This is a genomic window from Nitrososphaera sp. AFS, from assembly GCF_009898475.1.
In the GTDB taxonomy this organism is placed as follows: Archaea; Thermoproteota; Nitrososphaeria; order Nitrososphaerales; family Nitrososphaeraceae; genus Nitrosopolaris.
The window spans coordinates 1-21,475 of the sequence record NZ_QURE01000002.1; the positions used below are offsets into that span (position 1 = coordinate 1).

A 21,475-nucleotide genomic window follows, 5' to 3' on the forward strand; every position below is an offset into this window, starting at 1 on the left:
CAAACCAACTTCGCGAAGTTTTTGAGGTAGATAAGTTTCTGCCAAAAACCTAAATCCATGTTTAAAGAACGCGTCTAGCTCACACTTTTCTCTGCGTTGTATAAAGAGATTCAACTCTTTTTGCCATCGTTTGTCATTCAACCAAGGTTTTTTCTTCATATCATTTGCTCTATTGATATCTTCTTCTGAGGCCTGCAATCGTGCAACTTCCGGGATGTTGTAATCGTAGATATCGGAGAACATCATTCCTAATACTTTACAGTCAGGAGCAACCAATCTATCACTATCATAGCTTAGAGACTCGCTGCCGATTTTATAACGCAACCCAATACCTAACCCCCATGGATCAGCATCTGCAAAGATGACCACAGGTTTTTTCCATTCTTCGTTAAGAGTTTTGACCATCATTCTCGTAGCCCTGTCTGGCTCTCCTGATCCAGTCATTAAAATTGAATTATACTTCTGAATAAATCCCGACTTTCGAATATTGTTCAACACAGTGTCCTTCTCAACTACCATTACAAAGTCGGCATTGACGTTTACGATTTCAACATCTCGGATATTGGTCGGTATCAATTGAGAAGTTGCCCGACTTCCTAAATTGCAATCAATAATATCACCACCGACACGTAAAGTGATCGGACCGGAGATCATACCTTTTGGCTTTGAAGTAACCGAGAATTCTTCACGAGGAACTGCTGTCAATAATTCTATAGCCTTTATTGCGTCATCTGAATTTTCCTGGCTGTTCCAAAATTTTTGTTTGTTTTTTTCGTCGTCACCTATGGATGTTAATGTTGCATAGTACATCCCTCGAATGGTGCTTTCCATCTCTTCATCGAGCAACTTTCGGATTGCGTTTGCCATGACGAGATATTGGGAGAAGGTTGGAATTTTTTTTGCTATCTGGACTTACTTGAACTGTTTTATCGCCTATCGTTAGCATCCTTTTATCCTTAGACCAGATGGTATTGTCATATCCTACTTTTGGAACGTCAAGAACAGGCATTGTTTTATCAACCATAAGGTCATTTGCCACATCTGCCATGAGTAGCTTTATTTTTTTAATAACCTCTCTATGACGCTTGTCTTTTACAGTCATTTACCTTCTTTTTCCTTTTGGTTTATAGAAGACATCCATGGTGGTTTGATCTTTTTTTGGAGCGCTAGATTTTGCTGACCCCTTCAAATGAGTTTTGTCATGCTGCTCTAAACTGTCCATATTTCCCAAACTGGAACCTGGTTTAGGTTTTTTCTCGACCCGTGTATCTGAGTTGTCGGCTTCTTTCTCTATCCTCTGACCTGTGATTTTATCTTGTTTTTCGGTGATACTGGCACCAGCAATTTCGCCTCTGACATGTTTCTCGGCAAGATGTGAAAAAGCCTCAGACAGCCTTCTAGTGTCAACCTTGATTGATTCTGATATAGCAGATACAATCAATGGAATGTAGTGTTTGTAGAGACGCAACCGGCTTTCAGCCTCTTTCATTTTTAGCTCCTTTCGAATCTGAGCGCTTACCTTTCTATACAAATCTGCTAGACAAGCCTTCATATACTTTTTTAAATCACCTTCAGAAGCAATGCTTTCCTTGCCTGCAGTTTTGTAGGGTATTTTGGTCGAACATATATGGAAGAAAATATGCGTCGGCAGCAGTTCTATAGCCTTGCCTGACTTGCTCTCGCCATTTGCAAATTTGTCTTTGACTTCCTTCTTTGAGATTCCCATTTTGTTAATTTCTACGTCAGATACAACATCTCTGGCAACATCAGAGCCTTCATCATATAGTAAGGGAATCTTGTTTGCAAATCTAAATAATTTAAAAGACGTTATGTCTCCCCCATATGCTATCCCACTTTCTACTATTGTAGGACGATTGTTCACCACGCATGTTCGAAAAGAGTATGCTGTTAGCGTAGGCTTTAGTATTTTAACGGCCAATTTTGTTTGAAGCTGGGACTCATTTTCATTCTTATTTGTGACTATAGTATATTCTGATGTCATACCTGCGGTTAAAATTTCCTCTCCTATTGGGCTAAGATGGTCGGTATTAGGGGAGTGGAATCGAGTTTGCTTACACACGTTTACAACTTTGATCAATTCATGCTCATCGTATTTATCCGCAGGTTTTAATGGGATATTGGCTTTTGAAATTATCTCCTTCGCCTTGCCACTTGATAGCTTTTGAAAGGAGTTACAAAGTATCCCGTGAAGTGTTGTCTTTTGTTGCATAGAATTAACTATCGCCTTCTTTAGTGTTTTCAGATCCATATCTGCAGGATGCGGCAAAACCTCTTTAGCAGGCTCAGGCATTATCGTAGTTCTTCTATCAAATGTTAATTCTCCATCATCTGTAAAAAATTTTAAACTTGCATACGGATTTACAATACTTGTATTGCTGACATAATCATAGATCTTATTCTTAGTTATTGGGGAGAGTCTTGCACGTAATACGGCCTCAACTTTGAAGCCTGTATCACCCTTGATTTGGGCCTCCCCATCTTTCGCAACTCTCTTAGTAAGGACAATTGGCTTGTTTGTTCCAATGTCAGTTCTGAGCTCAAAATAATATTCTATTCTTTCGTCAACGGGCTTAGACCAAGCTTTAAGCGGGTGATCAGTATCCTTGGTTGAAAAGGCAGCAATCATCTTTAATCCTACACCGAACAGTCCTCGCTGCTGTTTTTCCACATACTTGGCTGACGTCAAGAAAGAGCATACGGCCACTGGGACTTTATCGGCAGGGATACCTATACCGTTGTCTTCACACGATATAAGCCACAAATCATTTGTTTGATCCAACACCTTTAAGGTAAGGTTAATGTTAGGTAGGATACGGTGCACTTCGCAAGAATCCAATGAATTCTCGATCAATTCTCTCACAGCCATATAGAGAATTCGTTCGCCGGTGAACCCTGCTAGGGCAGAGTTGTCGACAAAAAATTCAGATTCGGCCTTTTTGTCGTACTTGACCTTGCCTTTTCCATTGCTAGGATGGGTAACGATTGCAAGGCCGGCACCACGGCTGGCGGGCTTGGTTTGCACTGCACTGGCAACTTCTACACTGGCTTTGGTCTTCAACCCATGAAGTGTTTCGCGAACTCAATTTAACTTTTTATGTGTTTATGTCTCGTCGCAAAGGTTGATTGGCTGATTGGTTGATTTATTGAATTATATTCACTTGTTTAAGGATGGAACTCCAATCGATATTTCATTAGTCCCGACATTAACTCTTCAGTTAATGCAACAATTAGCTTGTTTATGCAATTCCATAACCTTTTGTCTACAATATTATGCCTATGGTCCTGTCTGGGATTGGTGCAAAATTTAATAGGTATTGTTTACACGTTCGAATTTTGTAATGGATTTAGAGGAGCGACTATCGCTAATTGTAAGAGAACCAACGGAAGAAGTGGTTACCGGACAAGAATTAAGGACACTTCTAGAAACGGTGGTTCGTCCTAAACACTATATCGGCCTAGAAATTTCTGGCATACTACATCTCGGCAGCTTGATTCTGACAGGCTTTAAGATTAACGATCTAATAAAGGCTCAAGTTAAATGCACCGTTTTTTTTTAGCTGACTGGCATACCTACATTAACAATAAGCTTCAAGGAAACTGGGAAAAGATCCAAGAGTTTTCGCAATACTATGCTGATGCATTCAGATTCTTTTGTCCAGGCGTGTCTATAGAACTCGGAAGTGATCTATATCAGAGGACCAATAACTATTGGAACGACTTTGTGAGGTTTAGTAAACAGATTAGTCTCTCTAGGACGATCAGGTCACTGACCATTATGGGCAGAACAGGAAACGAAAAACTAGATCTTGCACAGCTGCTGTATCCGCCTATGCAATCAGTTGATATTAAAGCCCTTGATTTGGACATTGTTCATGCAGGAATGGATCAGAGAAAAATACATATGCTGGTAAGAGAAGTCTTTCCCAAATTTGGTTGGAAGATTCCGGTCTCTGTACATCATCATCTACTACCTGGACTTTCAGAGCCTTCAATGACGGCTTCAAGCAATGATAATGACCATGATAACGCAGAAATCTTCAGTAAGATGAGCAAGAGCAATCCCTCTTCTAGTATTCTAATTCATGATGACGAAAATACCATCACACAGAAAATCATGAAAGGATATTGCCCACCTGCAGTAGTTGAAAATAACCCCATATTGGAATTAATAAGGTATGTTGTATTCCATGACTATAGGGAGTTTGTAGTAGAACGACCTGAAAAATATGGGGGCACTGTGATTTATTCTAACTTCAAGGAGCTTGAAAGAAGTTACATCGAGAATAAGGTTCATCCAATAGATCTGAAAAAAGCAACGGCAGGATATATTAACAGAATTATTGGACCAGTACGTGAGCATTTTAAAGGCAGGGAACCAAAATTATCATAGTATAACAAAATAGCTTCAGGTGCTGCGGGGTCCGATTTGGAAATTAAGTACCACTAATCATATGTACTACACTTCTCAGACAACATCACTACCGAATTCGAAAGCCAAATGGAGATTTATACAGCCTTTTTGACTAATTCGTACTTTGATCTATAGCCTCTTGGGTTTATCATCATGCCATTGTAATCAAATGTAGAAGAGTTGCCAACAATTACTGTCGTGATCATTCCAAGAAGCTCAGAATGCTCAAGCATTTTTTCAAGGGTGGTGATGGCGATAGTCTGGCTTTCTCTGTAGGCACCTTTAACTATCGCGACTGGTGTCTCTGGCTTTCGATATTTTAAGAAGATTTCTCTTGTATCTCTTAGTTGATGAATGCGCTTCTTGCTAGCTGGGTTGTATATCACAGTGACATAGTCTCCTGCCGCAGCAGCTTCCACACGCTTTACAATTATCTCCCATGGGACTAGTAGATCGCTCATACTGACAACAGCAAAGTCAGTCATCAGTGGAGAGCCGACAAGCGCGGCGCAAGAGTTCAATGAAGAAACACCTGGCACACATTCAACAAGTATTCCGTTTTGCCTATCCCATCCTTTTTCAGATAGAATTTCATAAATAAGCCCTATCATACCGTAAATGCCAGGATCACCAGATGACACTAATGCTACTACTCCACCAGCTTCTGCAAATTCTATCGCCTGATTAGCCCTTTCAACTTCTTGGGTCATAGCATATCGATAGACCTGCTTACCATCGATCAAATCTTCTACGAGTGAAACGTAAGTTTCATATCCCACTATAATCTGGCTCTCTTCTATTACTGCTCTGGCCCTTTGAGTCATATGTTCATGGTTGCCAGGACCAACCCCAACAACATATAATTTACCTTTACTTACGGTCAATTCTAGCAGTTACAACAAAATATAATTTATCCTTTTCTTACCTTGCTACGCCAACCTGTCTATCTATCTATCTATATGTCCACCTGCCCACCCACTCAATTATCTATCCGCTCCGTCCTTCACACTTACCTACCGACCTGTCTGTTGGAATTCAATCTAATTGGCAAGACCGAGCTTGAATTCTGAATGCAACGCTCTCACAGTCTTTTCGCAATCATCATCATTGACAACAAAAGCAAGGTTTAGTTCGGAAGAACCCTGCGCAATCATTATGACATTTACGTCGCTGCGTGCTACAGCGCTGAATATCTTTGAAGCTACCCCTTTTATTCCCCTCATTCCTGATCCTACGACCGCAATTATGGCAGCATTTTCCATAACATTTACCTTCTTGATTATTTTTCCAAGGAGGTTGAGCTCTAATGCAGTGGTTGCCCTCTCGAGATCGCTTTTTCTTACTACCATTGAGATACTAGATTCAGAGGGACTCTGAGAGATCATTATGATGTTTACCTTGTTTCGCGCAAGGATCTCAAAGATACGAGAAGCGGTCCCAGGAGAACCGGCCATATCTCCGCCGCTTACATCGATTAGCGACGTTTTACGTATCGCATTTATTGACTTGACGATTTTTTGAGATGACTTTGTGGGGGTCGTAGTAATGATTGAGCCCTCCTGATTAACATTAAGTGCATTGCGAATCCTGATTGGTATGTTCGACTCAATCACTGGATAAAAGGACCTTGGGTGAATATACTTGGCACCGAAAAGGGCCATCTCTAATGCCTCAGCGAATGAAACTTCTTTTAGAACTTGTGCATCGTGAACAATTTTAGGATCAGCTGTCATTAGCCCGTCCACATCGCTCCACAGCCAAACCTCGTCGGCCTGAACGCTCGACGCTATTAACGTGGCAGTGTAGTCTGATCCTCCTCTTCCTATAGTAGTGGTGACGCCATGCTGATCTGCTCCGATAAACCCTGTCACTATAGGGACCACGTTGTTGGCTAACAATGGTGTGATTTTCAATCCAACTCGTAGCTTAGTGGTATCCATCAAAGGTCGAGCATCTCCAAAGTTTGAGTCTGTCAAAATGCCCGCCTCTTTCCCAGTCAGATACTCGGATGGGATGCCAATATCTTGAAGAGCGTATGATACAATGGGAGTGGAAAGACGCTCTCCAAAAGACAGTAAATAATCTAATGTTTTAGGGGTTACCTCCGCCAAAAGAACGATACCTCTTAGAACTTTGTCCAATTCATCTAGTACTTGTGTGATTAGAGACTCTGCATTTTTCATAATGGTCTTACTAATTATCGCATCGCGAAGAATGGCCATATGTGAATCACGAGTGCTTTTCATAAATTCTTCAATAGAAACTCTTTGGCCATTTCGTATACTTCCAGCAACTGAAAGTGTGTCGTCAGTCATTCCTCGGATAGCTGACACTACAGCGACAACCTCGTTCCCCATAGTCCGGTGGGTTTTAATGAGCTGGGCGACTTCCCGGACCTTGTTCGCCGAGTTCACGCCAGTTCCACCAAATTTCATTACTATGCGCATGGCTATTTAGATCACGATTAGAAGAGCAGTTTCCTGTTGAAGCTCTTTGATTTGTTTGAGTATGAAATAGTAATATACAGAAATGCGGGCATTTCCAACACCCTCAGATCTTGCAAGGGCATATTTAGGTATACGTTATTTTCGATACTATTGTACTTTTGGGAACTTTGGGCACCAGTCTAGTATGGTTTTTATTTAAGAGATTGCTTGCTGATTTTGTTTGTCAGCGTCTGAATACAGGCACATTGTCAGAATTGCAGGAAAGGACATCGATGGTAGTAGGAAAATAATTGTTGCCTTGAGTGCAGTTCGAGGAATTGGTCAGAATATGGCTCAGATTTTATTACAATCTCTACGAATAAATCCGAATATAAGGTTGGGATTTCTTACGGAAAAGGAGTTAGTCGATATCGAATTGGCTATTAGGGATCCAGCTAGGGTAGGAATGCCAGATTGGTATCTTAATAGAAGGAAGGACATGGAAACAGGTACTTCAAGGCATCTAATTACTTCCGACTTGGATTTTATGATATCAAATGATGTAGAAAGAGAAAAATCTGTCATGAGTTGGCGGGGCTACAGGCATATGTTTGGACTTCGGGTCCGAGGTCAGTGTACCAGAACAACTGGTCGAAAAGGTGGCGCGGTGGGTGTAAAGAAATTGGCCAGACCAGTCTCAGCTGGACCGGCAGGAGCACCTTCTGCTGCCGCATCAGCAGCTCCATCAGCTGTTTCTGCGCCTGCTCCGAAAGCTAAAGAAACACCTGCTAAGGAGTCTGAAAATAAATAGTAGGGATGGAAAATGGGAGATCCTCGTAAATCAAAAAAGAGCTTCCATCGACCTAGGAGGATATGGACAACAGACCAGCTGAATTCTGAACTTTACACTGTAGGCTCATTTGGGTTACGAAATAAAAGAGAACTTTGGAAAGCTCAGACTGAGATAGCCAGGTTTAGGAATCAAGCTAGGGCACTATTGTCCCTGGCTACCGAGGTTAGATCAGAAAAAGAGACTCGATTACTAAGGGCGCTGAATAGAATGGGGCTAGTAAGTGAATCTGCATCTCTTGATGATATTTTAAATTTGAGGATCGAAAACCTGCTTGAACGAAGGCTTCAAACTATCGTTATGAAAAAGTCAGGTACGAAATCTCCTCACCAAGCTAGGCAGGTTGTAGTCCATGGACATGTAAGCATAGGCGACAGGATTGTAAACCTTCCTGGCTACTTGGTTAAAACTGAAGAGGAGCCCCAGATCACTTTGCACACAAATCTGCCAGGCCCATTAAACCAATCAGCTACTTAAAAGTCAGGGCTTGAATTCAGAGACAATGTCTACGTGATCTATCTTACCATCTGCATTCATGTCAAATCCTTGTACTACCAATGCCCACTCTTCATTAGTTTTATAGCTTTTCAATATCTCTTGGCTATAATTAGTCAATGCCAAAACAGCAGATTTTGTTCCGATTGACCTTACACCTGCTAGAACTATAATTTTCTTCTTGTCATTATAGGGATTTTTTATTTTAGCTATTAATCCTTGATTATCAAGACTATAGGATTTTGAAGAAGACGAGTCTACTAATCCCGACCAGAAATTCTTCTCGTTAAATTTTATTGGCAAATATCTGTTAAACTGTGCAGTTACTATATTTGTGCCAGGACCTCCTATGGATATTAGGTTGTTTTCTTCGATAACCTTTTCTGCTTTGGCGTCGGCATCTAGCTTTACGATAAATTCAGGAGGGATATTACTGATTGTCCCAAGGAAGAAAGCTAGATGTACTGCATAGTGTCCATCTCGTGACGACGACCTATACGGTCCGTGAGGATCTGGGGCTCCCACTATGATTAAGCCACTAAATGCGCCATTCAGGATAAATTCATCAAAAAATTTGTTAGCATATTGTTCACGGGAATTCTGTTGATTTCTGAGTTCTAGCTGCCTTTCTCCCCAATCCATCTCGATACCGAAAGCAGGACTAGAAGATTGGTAAAGTCTAGCAGTCCCACCTCTGACCTGGTGGGTACCAACCTCGGTTAAAGCGCCAATATCAACTAATTTCCGTACGTAGTAGTATGCACTCTGTTCATAGATCTTGAGTTTTTTTGCTACTTCTATTGGATACATGGGACTACTTGATAACAGTCCTAACATTCGCCAAGCTAAAGGATTCGATAGGACTCTGAAGTGTTCCACGTTTTCGAACACAGTTATCTTTTTACCAATGGTTTTTCCATCAGCGACATGAATCAGTGTCTTATCCACAGGCATACATAGCATTAAACCCGACCATTATATAATTATATTTAGCGGTACTATTGAATAGTAGTTAATAAATTCATTCTCGCGCTAGCCACTAGTACGTTTAATCTTAGAATGGTACGTAAAACCGTTGAAAAATGTTAAAAGCAGTTAGATTCAATAAAATTCTGTGTGTTCAATAATAGGCTATGCCAGCCGTTCAAGTGTGGCTCCAGTTTTGGTTGATAGCCTCAAACGAATGGAATATAGAGGATATGATAGCGTGGGCTTAGCCACGATCGATAATGGTAGGATTCTAACACGTAAAGGTGTTGGGAGAGTGTCGGCTGTAAATAGCTCGCTTAACTTAATAACTATGCAGGGACAAGTCGGTATTGGCCACACAAGATGGGCTACTCATGGAGGAGTAACAGAAAAAAATGCTCATCCTCATTACGATTGCGCCGGCGACGTTGCTGTAGTTCATAATGGAATTATAGAAAATTACAAGGACTTGAGGGACGATCTTATCAAGAGCGGCCACAAATTCAAAAGTGACACTGATAGTGAGGTGATAGCGCATCTCCTGGAAAGCTACTCAAGGAAAAATTTGAATATTGCACAAATCGTAAGCAATACATGCAAGAGGCTAAAGGGTTCCTACGCATTTGTAGCCGTTTTTGAGAATGGGACAATTTGTGGCTCCAGATTCGATGAGCCCCTTATAATTGGTCCAGCAGACGAGGGCTATTTTATTTCAAGCGATGTACTTGGATTCCTACCTTATACCGACAAGGCCATATTTCTAGATAACAAGGATATTGCAGTTATTGAGGGCAAGGATTTGAAGCTTTATGATTATGATGGAAACCCCCTTTTTAGGCAGATTACCCAGGTGGCCTGGGAATTGGGATCGATAGACAAGGGAAAATTTACCCACTATACCCTGAAGGAGATCCATGAACAGCCGCTTACAATTATGAAGGCGTCGTCACGGAATGTAGAAAAGTTAAAGCTGTTTTGTGATATCATTCGTAACTCTAGTACATTATATCTAACCGGAAGTGGGACGAGCTATCATTCAGCTCTGGTAGCTAAACATTTGCTTTCAAAGTTTGCAAAAATTAGAGCAGAAACTATCGTGTCAAGCGAGTTTCAATATGATCTCGCTCCTATGGACAGCAGCTCGGTTCTGATTGCTATCTCCCAAAGTGGTGAAACTGCTGACGTGCTGCAGTCTGTAAAGGACGCAAAACAAATGGGCGCAAAAATCCTTTCGATAGTTAACGTTCCTACTTCGTCGCTGGCCAGAATCAGCGACTCGTTTCTCACAATCGATTGTGGCCCTGAGGTGGGAGTGGCCGCAACCAAGAGTTTTACTGGACAACTTTCAGTGCTTTACAGTATAATTGATGAATTATGCAATGGCTGTTTGGGTTATCAGCTAAGCAAACTAGAACTTGTAGACGCCTTAAATGAAGTGCTTGCGTCAGAAGAACAAATAGAGAAAATTGCAGACAGTATCACCGCCTCCAAGGATATCTATATCATGGGAAGATCTATACACTATCCTATCGCCCTGGAGGGTGCACTCAAGATAAAGGAGTTAGCGTATGTTCATGCCGAGGGGATAGCAACGGGAGAATTGAAACATGGCCCTCTTGCTTTAATAGATACGAACAGTGTTGTCATTATAATCAACCCCAAGGATGCAACTTTCCAGGATAATGTTGCAAGCGCACATGAGATAAAGGCAAGGGGAGCCATGATTATAGGTATATCAGATGAACCTGATGACTCGTATGATATGTTTATTAAATTACCGACGGTAGGGAGAATACATTATCCTTTCTTGGAAGTAGTTCCATTGCAGATCTTGGCATATTATTTGGCCCTGAGAAAGAATGCAGATCCAGACTATCCTAGAAATCTGGCAAAATCAGTCACGGTGAAGTGAAGTAGCTGACTGTCCTGCTGATTGGAATTTATTTTTAAAATAGAGAAAAGCTCCGCATCCAGAACGGCATAGAATAGCAAGATCGATTCCTTATCTCCTACTTCCTCCCTCCATTGAGAAGAAAAAACACACTATCAACACATGCATCAGAATTTTATGTCTAGTGCCACTGCTTAATGTGATTTTTGTTTCTTAGGACAAGAAGACTTTTAAAATGCACGAACAGTTGTCAAGATCAATATGTCTTCTACTCCAGAACTAGGGCTTGCCAGCATGTACAGGTTCATAAAAAAATCAGGCGCTGACAGAGTGAGTGACGACGCTGCGTCCGAACTTAGAAGGATTCTTGAAGAGATTGCAGAAAAAATAGCAAGGCAGGCAGTTGAATTATCTGCCCACGCTGGTAGAAAAACGGTGAAATCTGAAGACATCCATCTTGCTTCAAAAAATGTAATGAAGTTCTAATGTCAAAACGCTATTTAATATAGCAAATGTCTAGTCATTGCTTACAATTTGATACTGTAGTTCATAAGCGTTTATCGCAGACATGCCTTTAGATCGGTTGCATGCTTGATGACAAACCATATTAGCGAATGATTGGTTGATTAATGAGAAACCTATATGGTCCTGCTTGACGCTCATATCCATCTGATCGATAATGAATTCTCTGATTATAGGCAACATATTTTCAGAAGCCTAAGAGAATTAAGAATGAAAGCATGTTCAGTCACAGTAGACACTAATTCCTTACAAAAAAGCCTTGAATGCTTTGACGATTCTACACGTGACGTCGTCTTTCTTTTTGCTGGTATACATCCAGAAAATGCTGCAAGTGACGATCTTAATGTCTTTTACGATGTTTTTAATAATAATATTAATTCTATTGACGGTATTGGCGAAATTGGTTTAGATCCTACTTACGAGGACCGGAGTGGAAGTATCTATTCTAAGCAGGTAGAGGTCTTTAATCGGATGCTTTGCCTTGCTGAGAAAATCAGAAAGCCAGTCTCAATACATTCAAGAGGTTCACTTAATCATATTTTGGAAATTCTTAAATCGTACGATTTAATGGGTGTAATGCTCCATTGGTTTGAAGGTAGTATGAAACAACTGGCTATCTCTGATGATATGGATTTGTTCGTTTCATATGGTCCGTCTTTGATATATTCCAAGGAAAAGAAGGCCTTGTTAAGGAAAACCCGCAAAGACAAAATTCTTGTAGAAACTGATGGTCCAGTAAAGTATCGAGGCTGCTTTAATAATTTTCCTTCAATGTCGACTTCTTTCCTGATCAGTGTGGCTAATTGTGTAGCAGTCGCCTTGGGTATGACCTACGAGGAGACAGAGGCATTGTTAGAGAGGAATTCTGAAGGATATTTGAGTAGAAAATTATAATAGCCGCCAAAGTATGTGTAGATAATTAGGCTGGGTCTTGTTTTTCCCAAAATGAGCATTGTTGCTATTTTATTTGCCAAAATTAATTTAGTATTTGGCAGAATTGGAAACAGATTAGACTGTCATGATATTGACATTGCAAATATTTGAAATCAAAAGCTTGAGTGTTCGAATTGGCTGATACAGAATTGAGAAATTGAAGATTCCAAGGAGAAAATAATCGTACAAACCAGTATTTGTGACAAAGCCTCATTGCGATGAAAGTAATTCGATTCATTCAATACATATTTAGCAATAGCCAATAATGTTGCTTATCAAAGAATATAGGCAAGTTCATGGCATATTTTTTTGACTGCCCGTGTCTGTAGATTTCAAAACAATGATAGAGTCATTACTCAAACAGAAACCAGACGTGAGCTTTGAACAGGTGAGGGATTTAATTGACGAAAAGAAACGTAAGATAGGTGCTGGGTATCTCACGGATCAGGGTGCTTTATTTCTAGTAGCTGCGGATTTGGGTGTTTCCCTTGGAAGCACAAGCCACACTGACGGTTCAATTAAGAACCTGTATATAGGAGCAAAAGATGTGACCATTTCTGGCCGTGTTATGAACGTCTATCCTTCACGCAACTTCATTAGGAAAGATACCAAAGAAGAAGTTAAAAGCAGAACATTGACCATATACGACAGCGAGGCAACTATTCGCGTTAGGATTTGGGACGACCGTCCCAGCAGCGCTGGTGATTTAAGCTTAACTCCTGGAGACCTGGTAAAAATTTCTCGAGGCAATGTGAAATCCGGCTTGGACAATAAGCCTGTGATAAACTTGTCGTCAACTTCTCAAATAGAAATCCTTCCGGAGGATAACTCCTCAATCCCGAAGATTGATTCTATTACCATATCCGTTGAAGAGCTGAATGAAACTATGCAAAATGCAGTAATTGCTGGCTGTGTTAGTAACCCAAGAATATCTCAGTTCACTAATTCTAGAGGCGAGAATACAAAGTTACTGCAATTCCAGCTTTCTAACGACTCAAGAGATAGAGAAATAAGGACTGTTATCTGGAACGTAGACGAAACTAAGATCCCGAAAATCTTCGAGTCAGACTCTAAGGTCAGACTGATAGGGGTTAAGGTGAAACAAGGAAATCCACAATACAGTAGCGGAGACCTGGAGATACACGGGGATGAAGGCACAATTCTAGAGTTCTCGGGCGCCAAAATGGATATTGATATCAAGAGTCTGAGAGTGCTGTCGTCAGGCAGCGAAACAGGCAGGGGCAACACTGCTTTTTTGGCAGTTGACAGTACTGGGAATTTTGTACGCCTAGCTGTTGATAGCGCCTTGATAAACGAGCCATTGCATCCAGATACCATGATAGAATGCGTGCCCAGCAGAATATTTGGAAATTCCTTTATTCTTAATAAGGAAGACTCTTATGTTCGAGTAATCGAAGATGACGAATCATTCCCAAAAAGCTCATCGCTTGAGTCAAAGATCAAAGATGTCAAGATATCTGATTCACCTTATATTTTAGAGGTTATTGTGTTGCAGTCCCCGAATTCTACTGACGTTACTACCAAAAACGGTGAGGTAGTTAGTGTTAGCGATACACTAATCGGAGACGATACAGGTGAGATTCGGCTCGTAGGCTGGAGACAACACAGCGCAGAGGTCAGAAATCTTGTTGTAGGTGATCGAGTAAGAATACTAGGGGCATCAGCAACTCGGGGGTTGTCGGGACAAACGGAGCTTACTTTAAGGGCTGAATCTTCGTTGATAACCATTAAGTAGCAAAAAGTTCCTCTTGTACTGGGTTACTTCAGTCATTCCAAAAGCCCCTAGTCATTACGTACTGCCTTTCGGCCTCGTATATACTCTTGTAGATTTGTTCGTCGTCGATGTAGTTCCGCAGTATCCTTGCAGCGCCATCTGCGCCAATACCGTAACCTGACAAAACTATTAGTGCAGTCTTTCCAAAATTATTGATCAGTGAAGCAACTTTCCATGCACGATCAAAACGGTGTTCTTCTTCAGACCGTAATTTTTTGCCCTTGAGTTTGTTAGAGATAATGGTTGTCAATTCGTTATCTGACCAAAATGTTGCCGTGATCAATCGAGATTTGCAAATCGGGCAAAACAACTTTTCAGGCACATCCATAGTTTGGAAGGTTCTCTCCCATTTTGCGCATCGGATACAAATTAGCCTATGTTTGGTTTTCTCCAATCTCTCCTTGACTAGATCTATGATCCCTTTCTCCACACTTAATGGATTTGAGGAGAATTTTGTACTATGTTCAAGAATCGGCTGGGCCAAATCGGAGAAATCAGTTACTTCATTCCACTGAATATTAGAATGCCCTTCCCGTATGCTCTGAAAAGCCGCTTCAGTGCCTCTAACGTCAAATTTATCGTGCAATAGTTCTCTGATTGACTCCTTGCTAAGGGGAGTTTTGGAGTACCTTTCGTACAACAAGCGAGCCACCCTTTTGTCGTAAAGCGCATCCTTTGGAACCATCCCGAACCTTTTTGCCACTGCCCAGACCTTCCAATTCATGATTTGAGTGCCAGCGAATGACGCAATAATGACCGATTCATAATCAAAAGAGTCTTTGAAGGCGTTCTCGATATGCAATTTTCCTATTCTCGCGTTTGATGTTAGCATAATTCGGTATGGATCAGACCTAGTTTCGACGATGTAGCCCAGTTGTGAGGATAGGATAGCGGACAGAAGATATGCTATGGTGCTATTGATCTTGGTGCCAAACATGGAGTGAACCACTAGAGTATTTTTAGCAATGTTACTTTCTACTACAATGTTGGTACTGTCTGGTACAATACTCATTTGGCAAATGCTCTTTTGAAGTGAAGAGCCGGAAATTTTTAATAGTCCCTTAGCCACTTGTTGCCTCAAAACGCCAACCTCCCTTGCTGTCGCTTTATCTACGGGGATCATCTCCCCTACCCAATATGGGATGTTTATTGCGACGCCTCTAAGAGGCTCGACGTTTACAATCATCCTCTTTTCGTCAATAGATATAATTCTCCATTGTGAACCCTTGAGAACGAAAACGTTACCTACCTCAGCGTAGTCTTCGACAAATTGCTGATCTAACGTCCCTACTTTCCGTTTGCTGATGATGTCAGTGACCTCGAACTTCATGACATGGGGAATCATTGAGAGGTTATCAAAATAGTATCGGTAAGCTTTTAGACGTCGACGAAACGTACGGGTTTCTCTGTCGTATTTGACGATGCCGCTGTTATCGAGTATTTCAAGGCAGCTCACTACATCTTCAATACTTGTCTGACTGAAAGGGTAAGCCCTTCTGATAAGATTAAATGCATCCGACAAACCGATCACACCTTTGGTTTGAAGACACATCCCAACAACATGATGTGCAATAACATCTAGAGCATTCGCGTGCATCGATTGTTCCTCAATGGATCCTCCCTTCATTCTACGAATTATCGCTAAAGCTTCTAGGTAATCATCAGGATTATTTGTGACTATCAATCCTTTGGCTTGTGAAGCTTGCTTGTGTCTGCTTCGACCAAGTCTTTGTACTAGCTTTGAAACTTGTCTAGGAGAGCCATAATGTATGACAAAATCAATAGAACCAATATCCAGGCCAAGCTCCAACGAAGACGTGCAAACAATCACACCGGCCTCTCCAATCCTAAGTTTTTGTTCAGTTTCCTGTCTCATGTCTCTTGAAAGAGATCCATGATGGACGTCAACGTTAACTAGACTCTGATTTCGAAGTACAGTCGCCAGATACTCGGCCTCATCTCTAGTATTTGTAAACAGCAGTATGGAACCAACAATCTTGTTTTTTACTAAATAACTTGTAATGAACTCTGACACTTTAGGAAAAGACCCATTCACATACTCCAGGGCGATGTCATAATCCCTGCCAGATCTATCTACCAGGACGGCGTGTTTTCTGTTGGTGCCGGAAATAAATTTTCCAGATTCTGGTAAATTTCCGATGGTAGCAGACAAACCTATCCTAGTAACGTGCTTTGAGCTGTTTGATTGTAACCTCTCTAGCCCTATGCTCAGATGGGCGCCTCTTTCGTTAGAGACAAGCTCGTGAACCTCATCAATTATTATCCATTCTAATGTGTCTAGGGCCAGAAGCATTTTTTCACTGGAGAGAATAACCCCTAATGATTCCGGCGTTGTAATTAGGATATCTGGTGGTGAGTCTAGGATCTTTCTCCTGGCCTTGGTTGAGGTGTCACCATGCCTTATTTCTACTCTCAATCCATCAGATTCTGCGTAACTGACAATTCTCCTAAAAACGTCGTTGTTCAAGGCCCGTAATGGTGTAATGTATACTGCGTGGATTTTGCCTTCTACCCTTGCTTCATTGCATACCATGCTCACGACAGGCATAACTGCAGATTCCGTTTTACCTGAACCAGTGGGCGCAACTAGCAGACAGCTAATTCTCCTTGCTATCACCGGTATTGATTTCTGCTGGATTCTGGTAAGTGAATCAAAGCCTTCTTTTCTGAACTTTTCTATTATAAGGCGATCTATTGCAACATTATGTTTCAATGTCCGTTTTAGTTCCTGACCCTGGTGGCTGTTTTTGAGTTTGAGGTTGCTGACGTTTCGATTTGCCGCTAGACCTTTCGTAGACGATTGCCCCAATTAGGCCTACCACAAAAAGTCCGACAGACATCCAAACATATGTATCGAAATTCGCTATCGGACCAACTACCATAAAGGCTCAAGTGATCTTGCTCAATAAATACATATATTTTTTCGGGAACTCGATGTTTGCGAGGGATCCAGCGATCGATGTCCTTTTGTTTATTTTACTATAAAATCAAGGTCCTCAGAATCGCCAATTAGCAACACAATTGCTGCTTACAACTTTGTCTAGTATTGTGCATGGGTTCATGCAGAGGAGATCAATCACACCAGCCTCTCTTAAAACGGCGTGGAATATTACGATTAGGATAATAATAGGTCCTATACATCTTAAATTGTTGTAACAAAATTAGAGCCGTCCAAAGGAATTAACGTATGTTCTGCCTGAGTTACGATCTTGCCATTGCCCTCTACCAGAATTGGATATGCGTGAAGATTCCTTCTCCTTAGCAGTATTTCAGTCAACGTGCGAGCCTTTGGTTCTTCATAAAATTCTGTAATCCATCTGATAGCAAATGGCAATGTTCTAAATCGAGCCCACAATTGATCCAATAACAAATCTGCTTCTTGGTACTTTGATGGCTTACGAGAAGCTATACCAAAAATATTGCGCACTTTGCCCTCGTAAACTATTCCGTCGCCATCTTTCGTAGTGGCAAATGGCTCAATTGCATATGCCTGATTTGCTGACAACTTGAAGGAAGGACCGATCGTTTTGATATTGGGTATTGATTTACCAGCATGAATAGTATATCGTTCTAAGGAATGGCCGCTCAGATTCTTGATAGGTTTGTAACCCATTTTCAATATCGTGTTTTCTATAACAGCTCCTATGTCGCTAGCCTTAGATTCGGCATTGGCTTTCTTTATTGCTTCACTTAGCGCTAACTCTGCAACTCTTACTAAATCATTATACTTGTTATCGTATGATATCGTAACGGCAGTATCTGCAATATAACCTTCAACCTGTACTCCTATGTCAATTTTCAAAACATCTGTGTCCTTTACTTCGATTGGATCGTTAGGTTCAGCAGTATAGTGTGCGGCAACCTCATTTAAGCTGACATTGACTGGAAAAGCAGGAGCTCCTCCTAACTTGCTAATCTCACTTTCTATTGACTCGCATATGTGTGAAACCGTAGTTCCCACGTAGTACTTTTTCCTTGCATTCTCACGGACATGGGACGCTATCTTTCCTGCTTTTTCATAAGAGGCGTTATAGGTCATGCGTCAAAACGTTGATAAGAAAAATGGTATATAGAGCTATTGCCACCAAGAACGTTAAAATACTGTCAAGCCTTCCGCATTTTCAATAGACCATTTTTCCATTGGGGTCGTTGTCTAGCTTGGTATGATTCCAGCCTTGGGCGCTGGAGGCCGTCGGTTCAAATCCGGCCGACCCCACATTTCATAATAAGTAAATATTAGGATCCGCTAAATTGAAGTAGATAGTGCAAATAATAAGGATAGAAGATAATACGTTTAAACGTCTCTCTTCTGTGTTGGAGGAGGCGATGCATAATAGAAGAAAGGATTTGAATTTCGATGATTTGTTGAACGAGTTGATAGATGTATACCAAGAGAGTGTTTGGGGCAGTATTGGCGGCCAAATTGGTGGTGGCTGAACGCATGTCAAATTGTCATAAGATATCACATGAAGCACAAAGCATTATCGAGATTAGAATCTGACGGAAAACTCAATTGAATTGGTCAATTCAAATCTTGCTCTCTTGCCCGCATGCCTTCTAATGGATGCCCTGTCTTTCAATCACTAATGTTTGTCAAGCCATTGGTTGATTATGGACATACTCTCTGGGAGATAAAAAATCTATACTTAATCATGCCAAGGAACAACTGGAATGGGTCGTAAATTGAAATTTACACAATAGCATATCATGAATTAAATGGATATTTCATTGGGTTCTTCGTCCATTCGCCACTCTCGTAGTGCTGTGACAAGCTGGACACTTAGCCCATCGGTGACCGCCAAAATATTCCCATTCATAAGAGCACGATTGATAGCTGCACCTGATCCTGATTCCCTTTGGGTGACCCCTTGTTCTGGTCTCCTGCAGGGGTTTGCGAGATCTGCGCGCCGTGCGTGGAAGCAGCCGGAAGGTACGATTATTCAACGTGGCAAATTTTACCATTGTTTGATATAATTATATTTTGATCTAACTACGTACTGGCAGTATTACTTGTTTTGCAGCTTCGATAGTTTTAAAAGTATATGAGAGCGCACAGAACCCATGGCAAGAACATTTTCAAATCAAACGTTGAAGGTCGGAGAACAAGCTCCAGATTTCAAACTGAGAGGTGTTGATAATAACTTTTATTCTTTGACAAAGGGAAGTGACTGTGTTCTGATAGTTTTCATGTGCAACCATTGCCCCTACGTAAAGGCACGCGTAAGGGATATCAATGGATTGCGACAAAAGTTTACATCTAAACAGCTCCAAATAATTGGAATAAATAGCAACGACCCAGATTATGATGGAGAAGGGTTCGACAATATGGTTGTTTTCGCAAGTGAAAATGAGCTAAATTTTCCGTATTTGATTGACGAAACTCAAGAAGTTGCAAGAATGTACGGAGCAAGCTGCACCCCCGATCCATTTCTTCTTGACTCTCAGCTAAGACTTGCTTTTCACGGCAAAATCAATGATGCAACTGAGCCTGAGATGCAGCCAAATGACCATATAATGGAGAAGAATATAAGAAAACTATTAAATGGCGAGAAGATCGAGAAAGATTTTGATCCTTCAGTGGGATGCTCCATAAAATGGAGAAATTAGACTGATAGGCAGGCAGGCAGCCAGGCAGATAGACAAGCGGACGTTGCTGTAGCGAACTTGTTTTGATCCACCATCTATAATAACAATGAAGCAAAACTCCTGCGACCTTCTAATAACTGATGCAAAAATAGTAGTTCCAAAAGTAGGAATAGTTGAGAGTAATATAATGATCGAGGGCGGGAGAGTGAAAGCGTTTCAGCGTTCACTCGATAGTATACAAGCCTCCAAAAGGATCAATGCTCAAGGAAAATATGTTCTACCAGGAGTTATAGATCCTCATGTTCACTATGGGGTTTACACACCCATTGAAGAGGCAGCAAAAACGGAATCTAGATCTGCTGCTATCGGAGGTGTAACAACTATGATGCGGATGCTCAGGCTGTATACATCTTACCACGACATCAGAGAGCAAATGGATTGGGGACGATCTTCGCACTTTGTAGATTATTCAATTCACCCATCTATTCTTAAAAGGGACCAAATACAAGATATCCGGTATTTAAAAAAGGAACTTGGGATTGGTTCGGTTAAAATTTACACTAATTTGGATAAAGATGTTGGCCGCATATTAGTTGACTTAGAACCTGGCACCCATGACCTGGTGGAAAGACAGGTAAATATTGATGATCAAATGGTCTCTGACATTATTAGAGAGGCTTCAACTCAGGGATCTATTGTACTGATTCATGCTGAGGATCCAGAGGTTTGTTCTCGAATTGAAAAGAAAAACAGGACGTTGACTGGACCGTTCAGAACAAAAGCTGATCTAAAGATTTGGTCAGAATGTCGCCCGCCTAGATCTGAAGTGAGGGCCATAAATAAGACAGGTATGCTTGCTAGGAAATATGGATCAAAGCTATATTTCGTGCACATCGGATCTAGATTAGCTCTAGACTCAATTTTGAGAGAAAGGGAAAAAGGCAACTCGAATATATATACTGAGACTTGCCCGCACTATTTGACTCACACTGATGAGTTTCCTCACCTTATAGGCAAGGTAGTGCCTCCTCTAAGAACTAAGGAAGATACTCAATCTATATGGTCTGGTTTGGTGAACGGTGTTATTGATACAGTTGGTTCAGATCACGTAGCAAATAAGCTATCGATCAAACTGGGTGGTGGAGATTTGTGGTCAGCGAAAGCGGGATTCCCCGGAACAGCCACATTGCTTCCAGTGATGTTGAGTAAAGGCGTTAATGAAGGAAGAATAAGTCTTGAAAGAGTTGTTGAGGTGACTAGCTATAATGCTGCGAAAATTTTCGGATTGTACCCGCGAAAGGGTACGATTGAAAGATGGGCTGATGCTGACCTTGTGATAGTAGACCTGAATTTGACCCAAAAAGTTACGCCTGAAGTTCTCCAATCGTACTCCGATTATTCGATTTATGATAGATGGGAGCTTCAAGGCTGGCCGATCTGTACAATAGTCAGGGGAAGAGTAATTATGGAGAATGGACAAGTAGACAAAAATGCCTGTGGGCACGGGAAGTTTATCCACCAGGCCTGCTAAACCATGCTATGCTTAATCATTTGG

General features: G+C 41.2%; 18 protein-coding genes and 1 tRNA gene. 11 read left to right on the top strand and 8 right to left on the bottom strand.

Features of this window, described 5'->3' with window-relative positions; translation table 11 throughout:
• From DYY65_RS00185 to DYY65_RS00195, 3 genes are all read right to left on the bottom strand, one after another.
• Positions 1 to 867 (bottom strand): DNA topoisomerase VI (locus DYY65_RS00185; RefSeq protein WP_162475990.1); only part of this gene is annotated, 867 nt, incomplete at its 3' end.
• Entirely contained in the window at positions 836 to 1,102 is a 267-nt protein-coding gene (locus tag DYY65_RS00190; RefSeq protein WP_162475991.1) for a hypothetical protein, read from the bottom strand. The genes DYY65_RS00190 and DYY65_RS00185, both read right to left, overlap by 32 nt.
• Positions 1,103 to 3,079: a DNA topoisomerase VI subunit B gene (locus DYY65_RS00195; RefSeq protein WP_162475992.1), complete on the bottom strand. Its 1,977-nt coding sequence runs from the start codon at positions 3,077 to 3,079 to the stop codon at positions 1,103 to 1,105.
• A 480-nt stretch (positions 3,080 to 3,559) separates the two neighbouring features.
• Here DYY65_RS00195 and DYY65_RS00200 point away from each other — a divergent pair, with 480 nt between their 5' ends.
• On the top strand, positions 3,560 to 4,411 hold the full coding sequence (locus DYY65_RS00200) for a tyrosine--tRNA ligase (RefSeq protein WP_201449227.1): 852 nt from the start codon (positions 3,560 to 3,562) through the stop codon (positions 4,409 to 4,411).
• Positions 4,412 to 4,527: 116 nt separating this feature from the next.
• On the opposite strand, the gene cobJ is transcribed toward DYY65_RS00200, so the two are convergent.
• Complete coding sequence (gene cobJ, locus DYY65_RS00205) at positions 4,528 to 5,316, bottom strand: precorrin-3B C(17)-methyltransferase (protein WP_236561559.1); 789 nt, start codon at positions 5,314 to 5,316, stop codon at positions 4,528 to 4,530.
• A gap of 156 nt (positions 5,317 to 5,472) precedes the next feature.
• On the bottom strand, positions 5,473 to 6,867 hold the full coding sequence (locus DYY65_RS00210; RefSeq protein WP_201449228.1) for an aspartate kinase: 1,395 nt from the start codon (positions 6,865 to 6,867) through the stop codon (positions 5,473 to 5,475).
• A gap of 232 nt (positions 6,868 to 7,099) precedes the next feature.
• On the opposite strand from DYY65_RS00210, the gene DYY65_RS00215 reads away from it, so the two are divergent.
• Both DYY65_RS00215 and DYY65_RS00220 read left to right on the top strand, forming a co-directional pair.
• A complete protein-coding gene (locus tag DYY65_RS00215; protein ID WP_162475994.1) occupies positions 7,100 to 7,669 on the top strand; it encodes a 30S ribosomal protein S13 in 570 nt (189 codons plus the stop codon).
• Between the two features lie 12 nt (positions 7,670 to 7,681).
• Entirely contained in the window at positions 7,682 to 8,185 is a 504-nt protein-coding gene (locus tag DYY65_RS00220; protein ID WP_162475995.1) for a 30S ribosomal protein S4, read from the top strand.
• Positions 8,186 to 8,188: 3 nt separating this feature from the next.
• Here DYY65_RS00220 and DYY65_RS00225 read toward each other — a convergent pair whose 3' ends face one another.
• Positions 8,189 to 9,157, bottom strand: a complete 969-nt coding sequence (locus DYY65_RS00225; RefSeq protein WP_162475996.1) for a hypothetical protein — start codon at positions 9,155 to 9,157, stop codon at positions 8,189 to 8,191.
• A gap of 160 nt (positions 9,158 to 9,317) precedes the next feature.
• On the opposite strand from DYY65_RS00225, the gene glmS reads away from it, so the two are divergent.
• From glmS to DYY65_RS00245, 4 genes are all read left to right on the top strand, one after another.
• Positions 9,318 to 11,084, top strand: coding sequence for a glutamine--fructose-6-phosphate transaminase (isomerizing) (gene glmS, locus DYY65_RS00230; protein WP_370519244.1), 1,767 nt, complete (start codon positions 9,318 to 9,320; stop codon positions 11,082 to 11,084).
• Positions 11,085 to 11,324: 240 nt separating this feature from the next.
• Positions 11,325 to 11,549 (top strand): histone family protein, encoded by a 225-nt coding sequence (locus DYY65_RS00235; RefSeq protein ID WP_162475997.1) that lies wholly within the window; start codon positions 11,325 to 11,327, stop codon positions 11,547 to 11,549.
• Between the two features lie 156 nt (positions 11,550 to 11,705).
• Positions 11,706 to 12,479 carry a TatD family hydrolase gene (locus tag DYY65_RS00240; protein ID WP_162475998.1) on the top strand — a complete coding sequence of 258 codons (774 nt, stop codon included), beginning with the start codon at positions 11,706 to 11,708 and terminating at the stop codon, positions 12,477 to 12,479.
• 379 nt (positions 12,480 to 12,858) lie between these two features.
• Complete coding sequence (locus DYY65_RS00245; protein ID WP_162475999.1) at positions 12,859 to 14,274, top strand: OB-fold nucleic acid binding domain-containing protein; 1,416 nt, start codon at positions 12,859 to 12,861, stop codon at positions 14,272 to 14,274.
• Positions 14,275 to 14,302: 28 nt separating this feature from the next.
• On the opposite strand, the gene DYY65_RS00250 is transcribed toward DYY65_RS00245, so the two are convergent.
• Together DYY65_RS00250 and map are read right to left on the bottom strand one after the other, a co-directional pair.
• Complete coding sequence (locus DYY65_RS00250) at positions 14,303 to 17,143, bottom strand: DEAD/DEAH box helicase (RefSeq protein ID WP_162476000.1); 2,841 nt, start codon at positions 17,141 to 17,143, stop codon at positions 14,303 to 14,305.
• A 333-nt stretch (positions 17,144 to 17,476) separates the two neighbouring features.
• Positions 17,477 to 18,373: a type II methionyl aminopeptidase gene (gene map / locus DYY65_RS00255; protein WP_162476001.1), complete on the bottom strand. Its 897-nt coding sequence runs from the start codon at positions 18,371 to 18,373 to the stop codon at positions 17,477 to 17,479.
• 103 nt (positions 18,374 to 18,476) lie between these two features.
• Between map and DYY65_RS00260 the strand changes: the two genes are divergently transcribed.
• The 4 genes from DYY65_RS00260 to DYY65_RS00275 all read left to right on the top strand — a co-directional run bounded on the left by DYY65_RS00260 (position 18,477) and on the right by DYY65_RS00275 (position 21,451).
• Positions 18,477 to 18,550 (top strand) — tRNA-Pro (locus tag DYY65_RS00260).
• A gap of 47 nt (positions 18,551 to 18,597) precedes the next feature.
• Complete coding sequence (locus tag DYY65_RS00265) at positions 18,598 to 18,771, top strand: hypothetical protein (protein WP_162476002.1); 174 nt, start codon at positions 18,598 to 18,600, stop codon at positions 18,769 to 18,771.
• A gap of 624 nt (positions 18,772 to 19,395) precedes the next feature.
• Complete coding sequence (locus DYY65_RS00270) at positions 19,396 to 19,941, top strand: thioredoxin family protein (protein ID WP_162476003.1); 546 nt, start codon at positions 19,396 to 19,398, stop codon at positions 19,939 to 19,941.
• Positions 19,942 to 20,026: 85 nt separating this feature from the next.
• Positions 20,027 to 21,451: a dihydroorotase gene (locus DYY65_RS00275; RefSeq protein WP_162476004.1), complete on the top strand. Its 1,425-nt coding sequence runs from the start codon at positions 20,027 to 20,029 to the stop codon at positions 21,449 to 21,451.
• The last annotated feature ends 24 nt before the right edge of the window (positions 21,452 to 21,475 follow it).

Coding starts and splice junctions, on each gene's coding strand:
- DYY65_RS00190 (WP_162475991.1), bottom strand. CDS start 1,102: ATGACTGTAAAAGACAAGCGTCATAGAGAGGTTATTAAAAAAATAAAG.
- DYY65_RS00200 (WP_201449227.1), top strand. CDS start 3,560: ATGCACCGTTTTTTTTTAGCTGACTGGCATACCTACATTAACAATAAG.
- DYY65_RS00210 (WP_201449228.1), bottom strand. CDS start 6,867: ATGAAATTTGGTGGAACTGGCGTGAACTCGGCGAACAAGGTCCGGGAA.
- DYY65_RS00220 (WP_162475995.1), top strand. CDS start 7,682: ATGGGAGATCCTCGTAAATCAAAAAAGAGCTTCCATCGACCTAGGAGG.
- DYY65_RS00225 (WP_162475996.1), bottom strand. CDS start 9,157: ATGCCTGTGGATAAGACACTGATTCATGTCGCTGATGGAAAAACCATT.
- DYY65_RS00235 (WP_162475997.1), top strand. CDS start 11,325: ATGTCTTCTACTCCAGAACTAGGGCTTGCCAGCATGTACAGGTTCATA.
- DYY65_RS00240 (WP_162475998.1), top strand. CDS start 11,706: ATGGTCCTGCTTGACGCTCATATCCATCTGATCGATAATGAATTCTCT.
- DYY65_RS00245 (WP_162475999.1), top strand. CDS start 12,859: ATGATAGAGTCATTACTCAAACAGAAACCAGACGTGAGCTTTGAACAG.
- map (WP_162476001.1), bottom strand. CDS start 18,373: ATGACCTATAACGCCTCTTATGAAAAAGCAGGAAAGATAGCGTCCCAT.
- DYY65_RS00270 (WP_162476003.1), top strand. CDS start 19,396: ATGGCAAGAACATTTTCAAATCAAACGTTGAAGGTCGGAGAACAAGCT.
- DYY65_RS00275 (WP_162476004.1), top strand. CDS start 20,027: ATGAAGCAAAACTCCTGCGACCTTCTAATAACTGATGCAAAAATAGTA.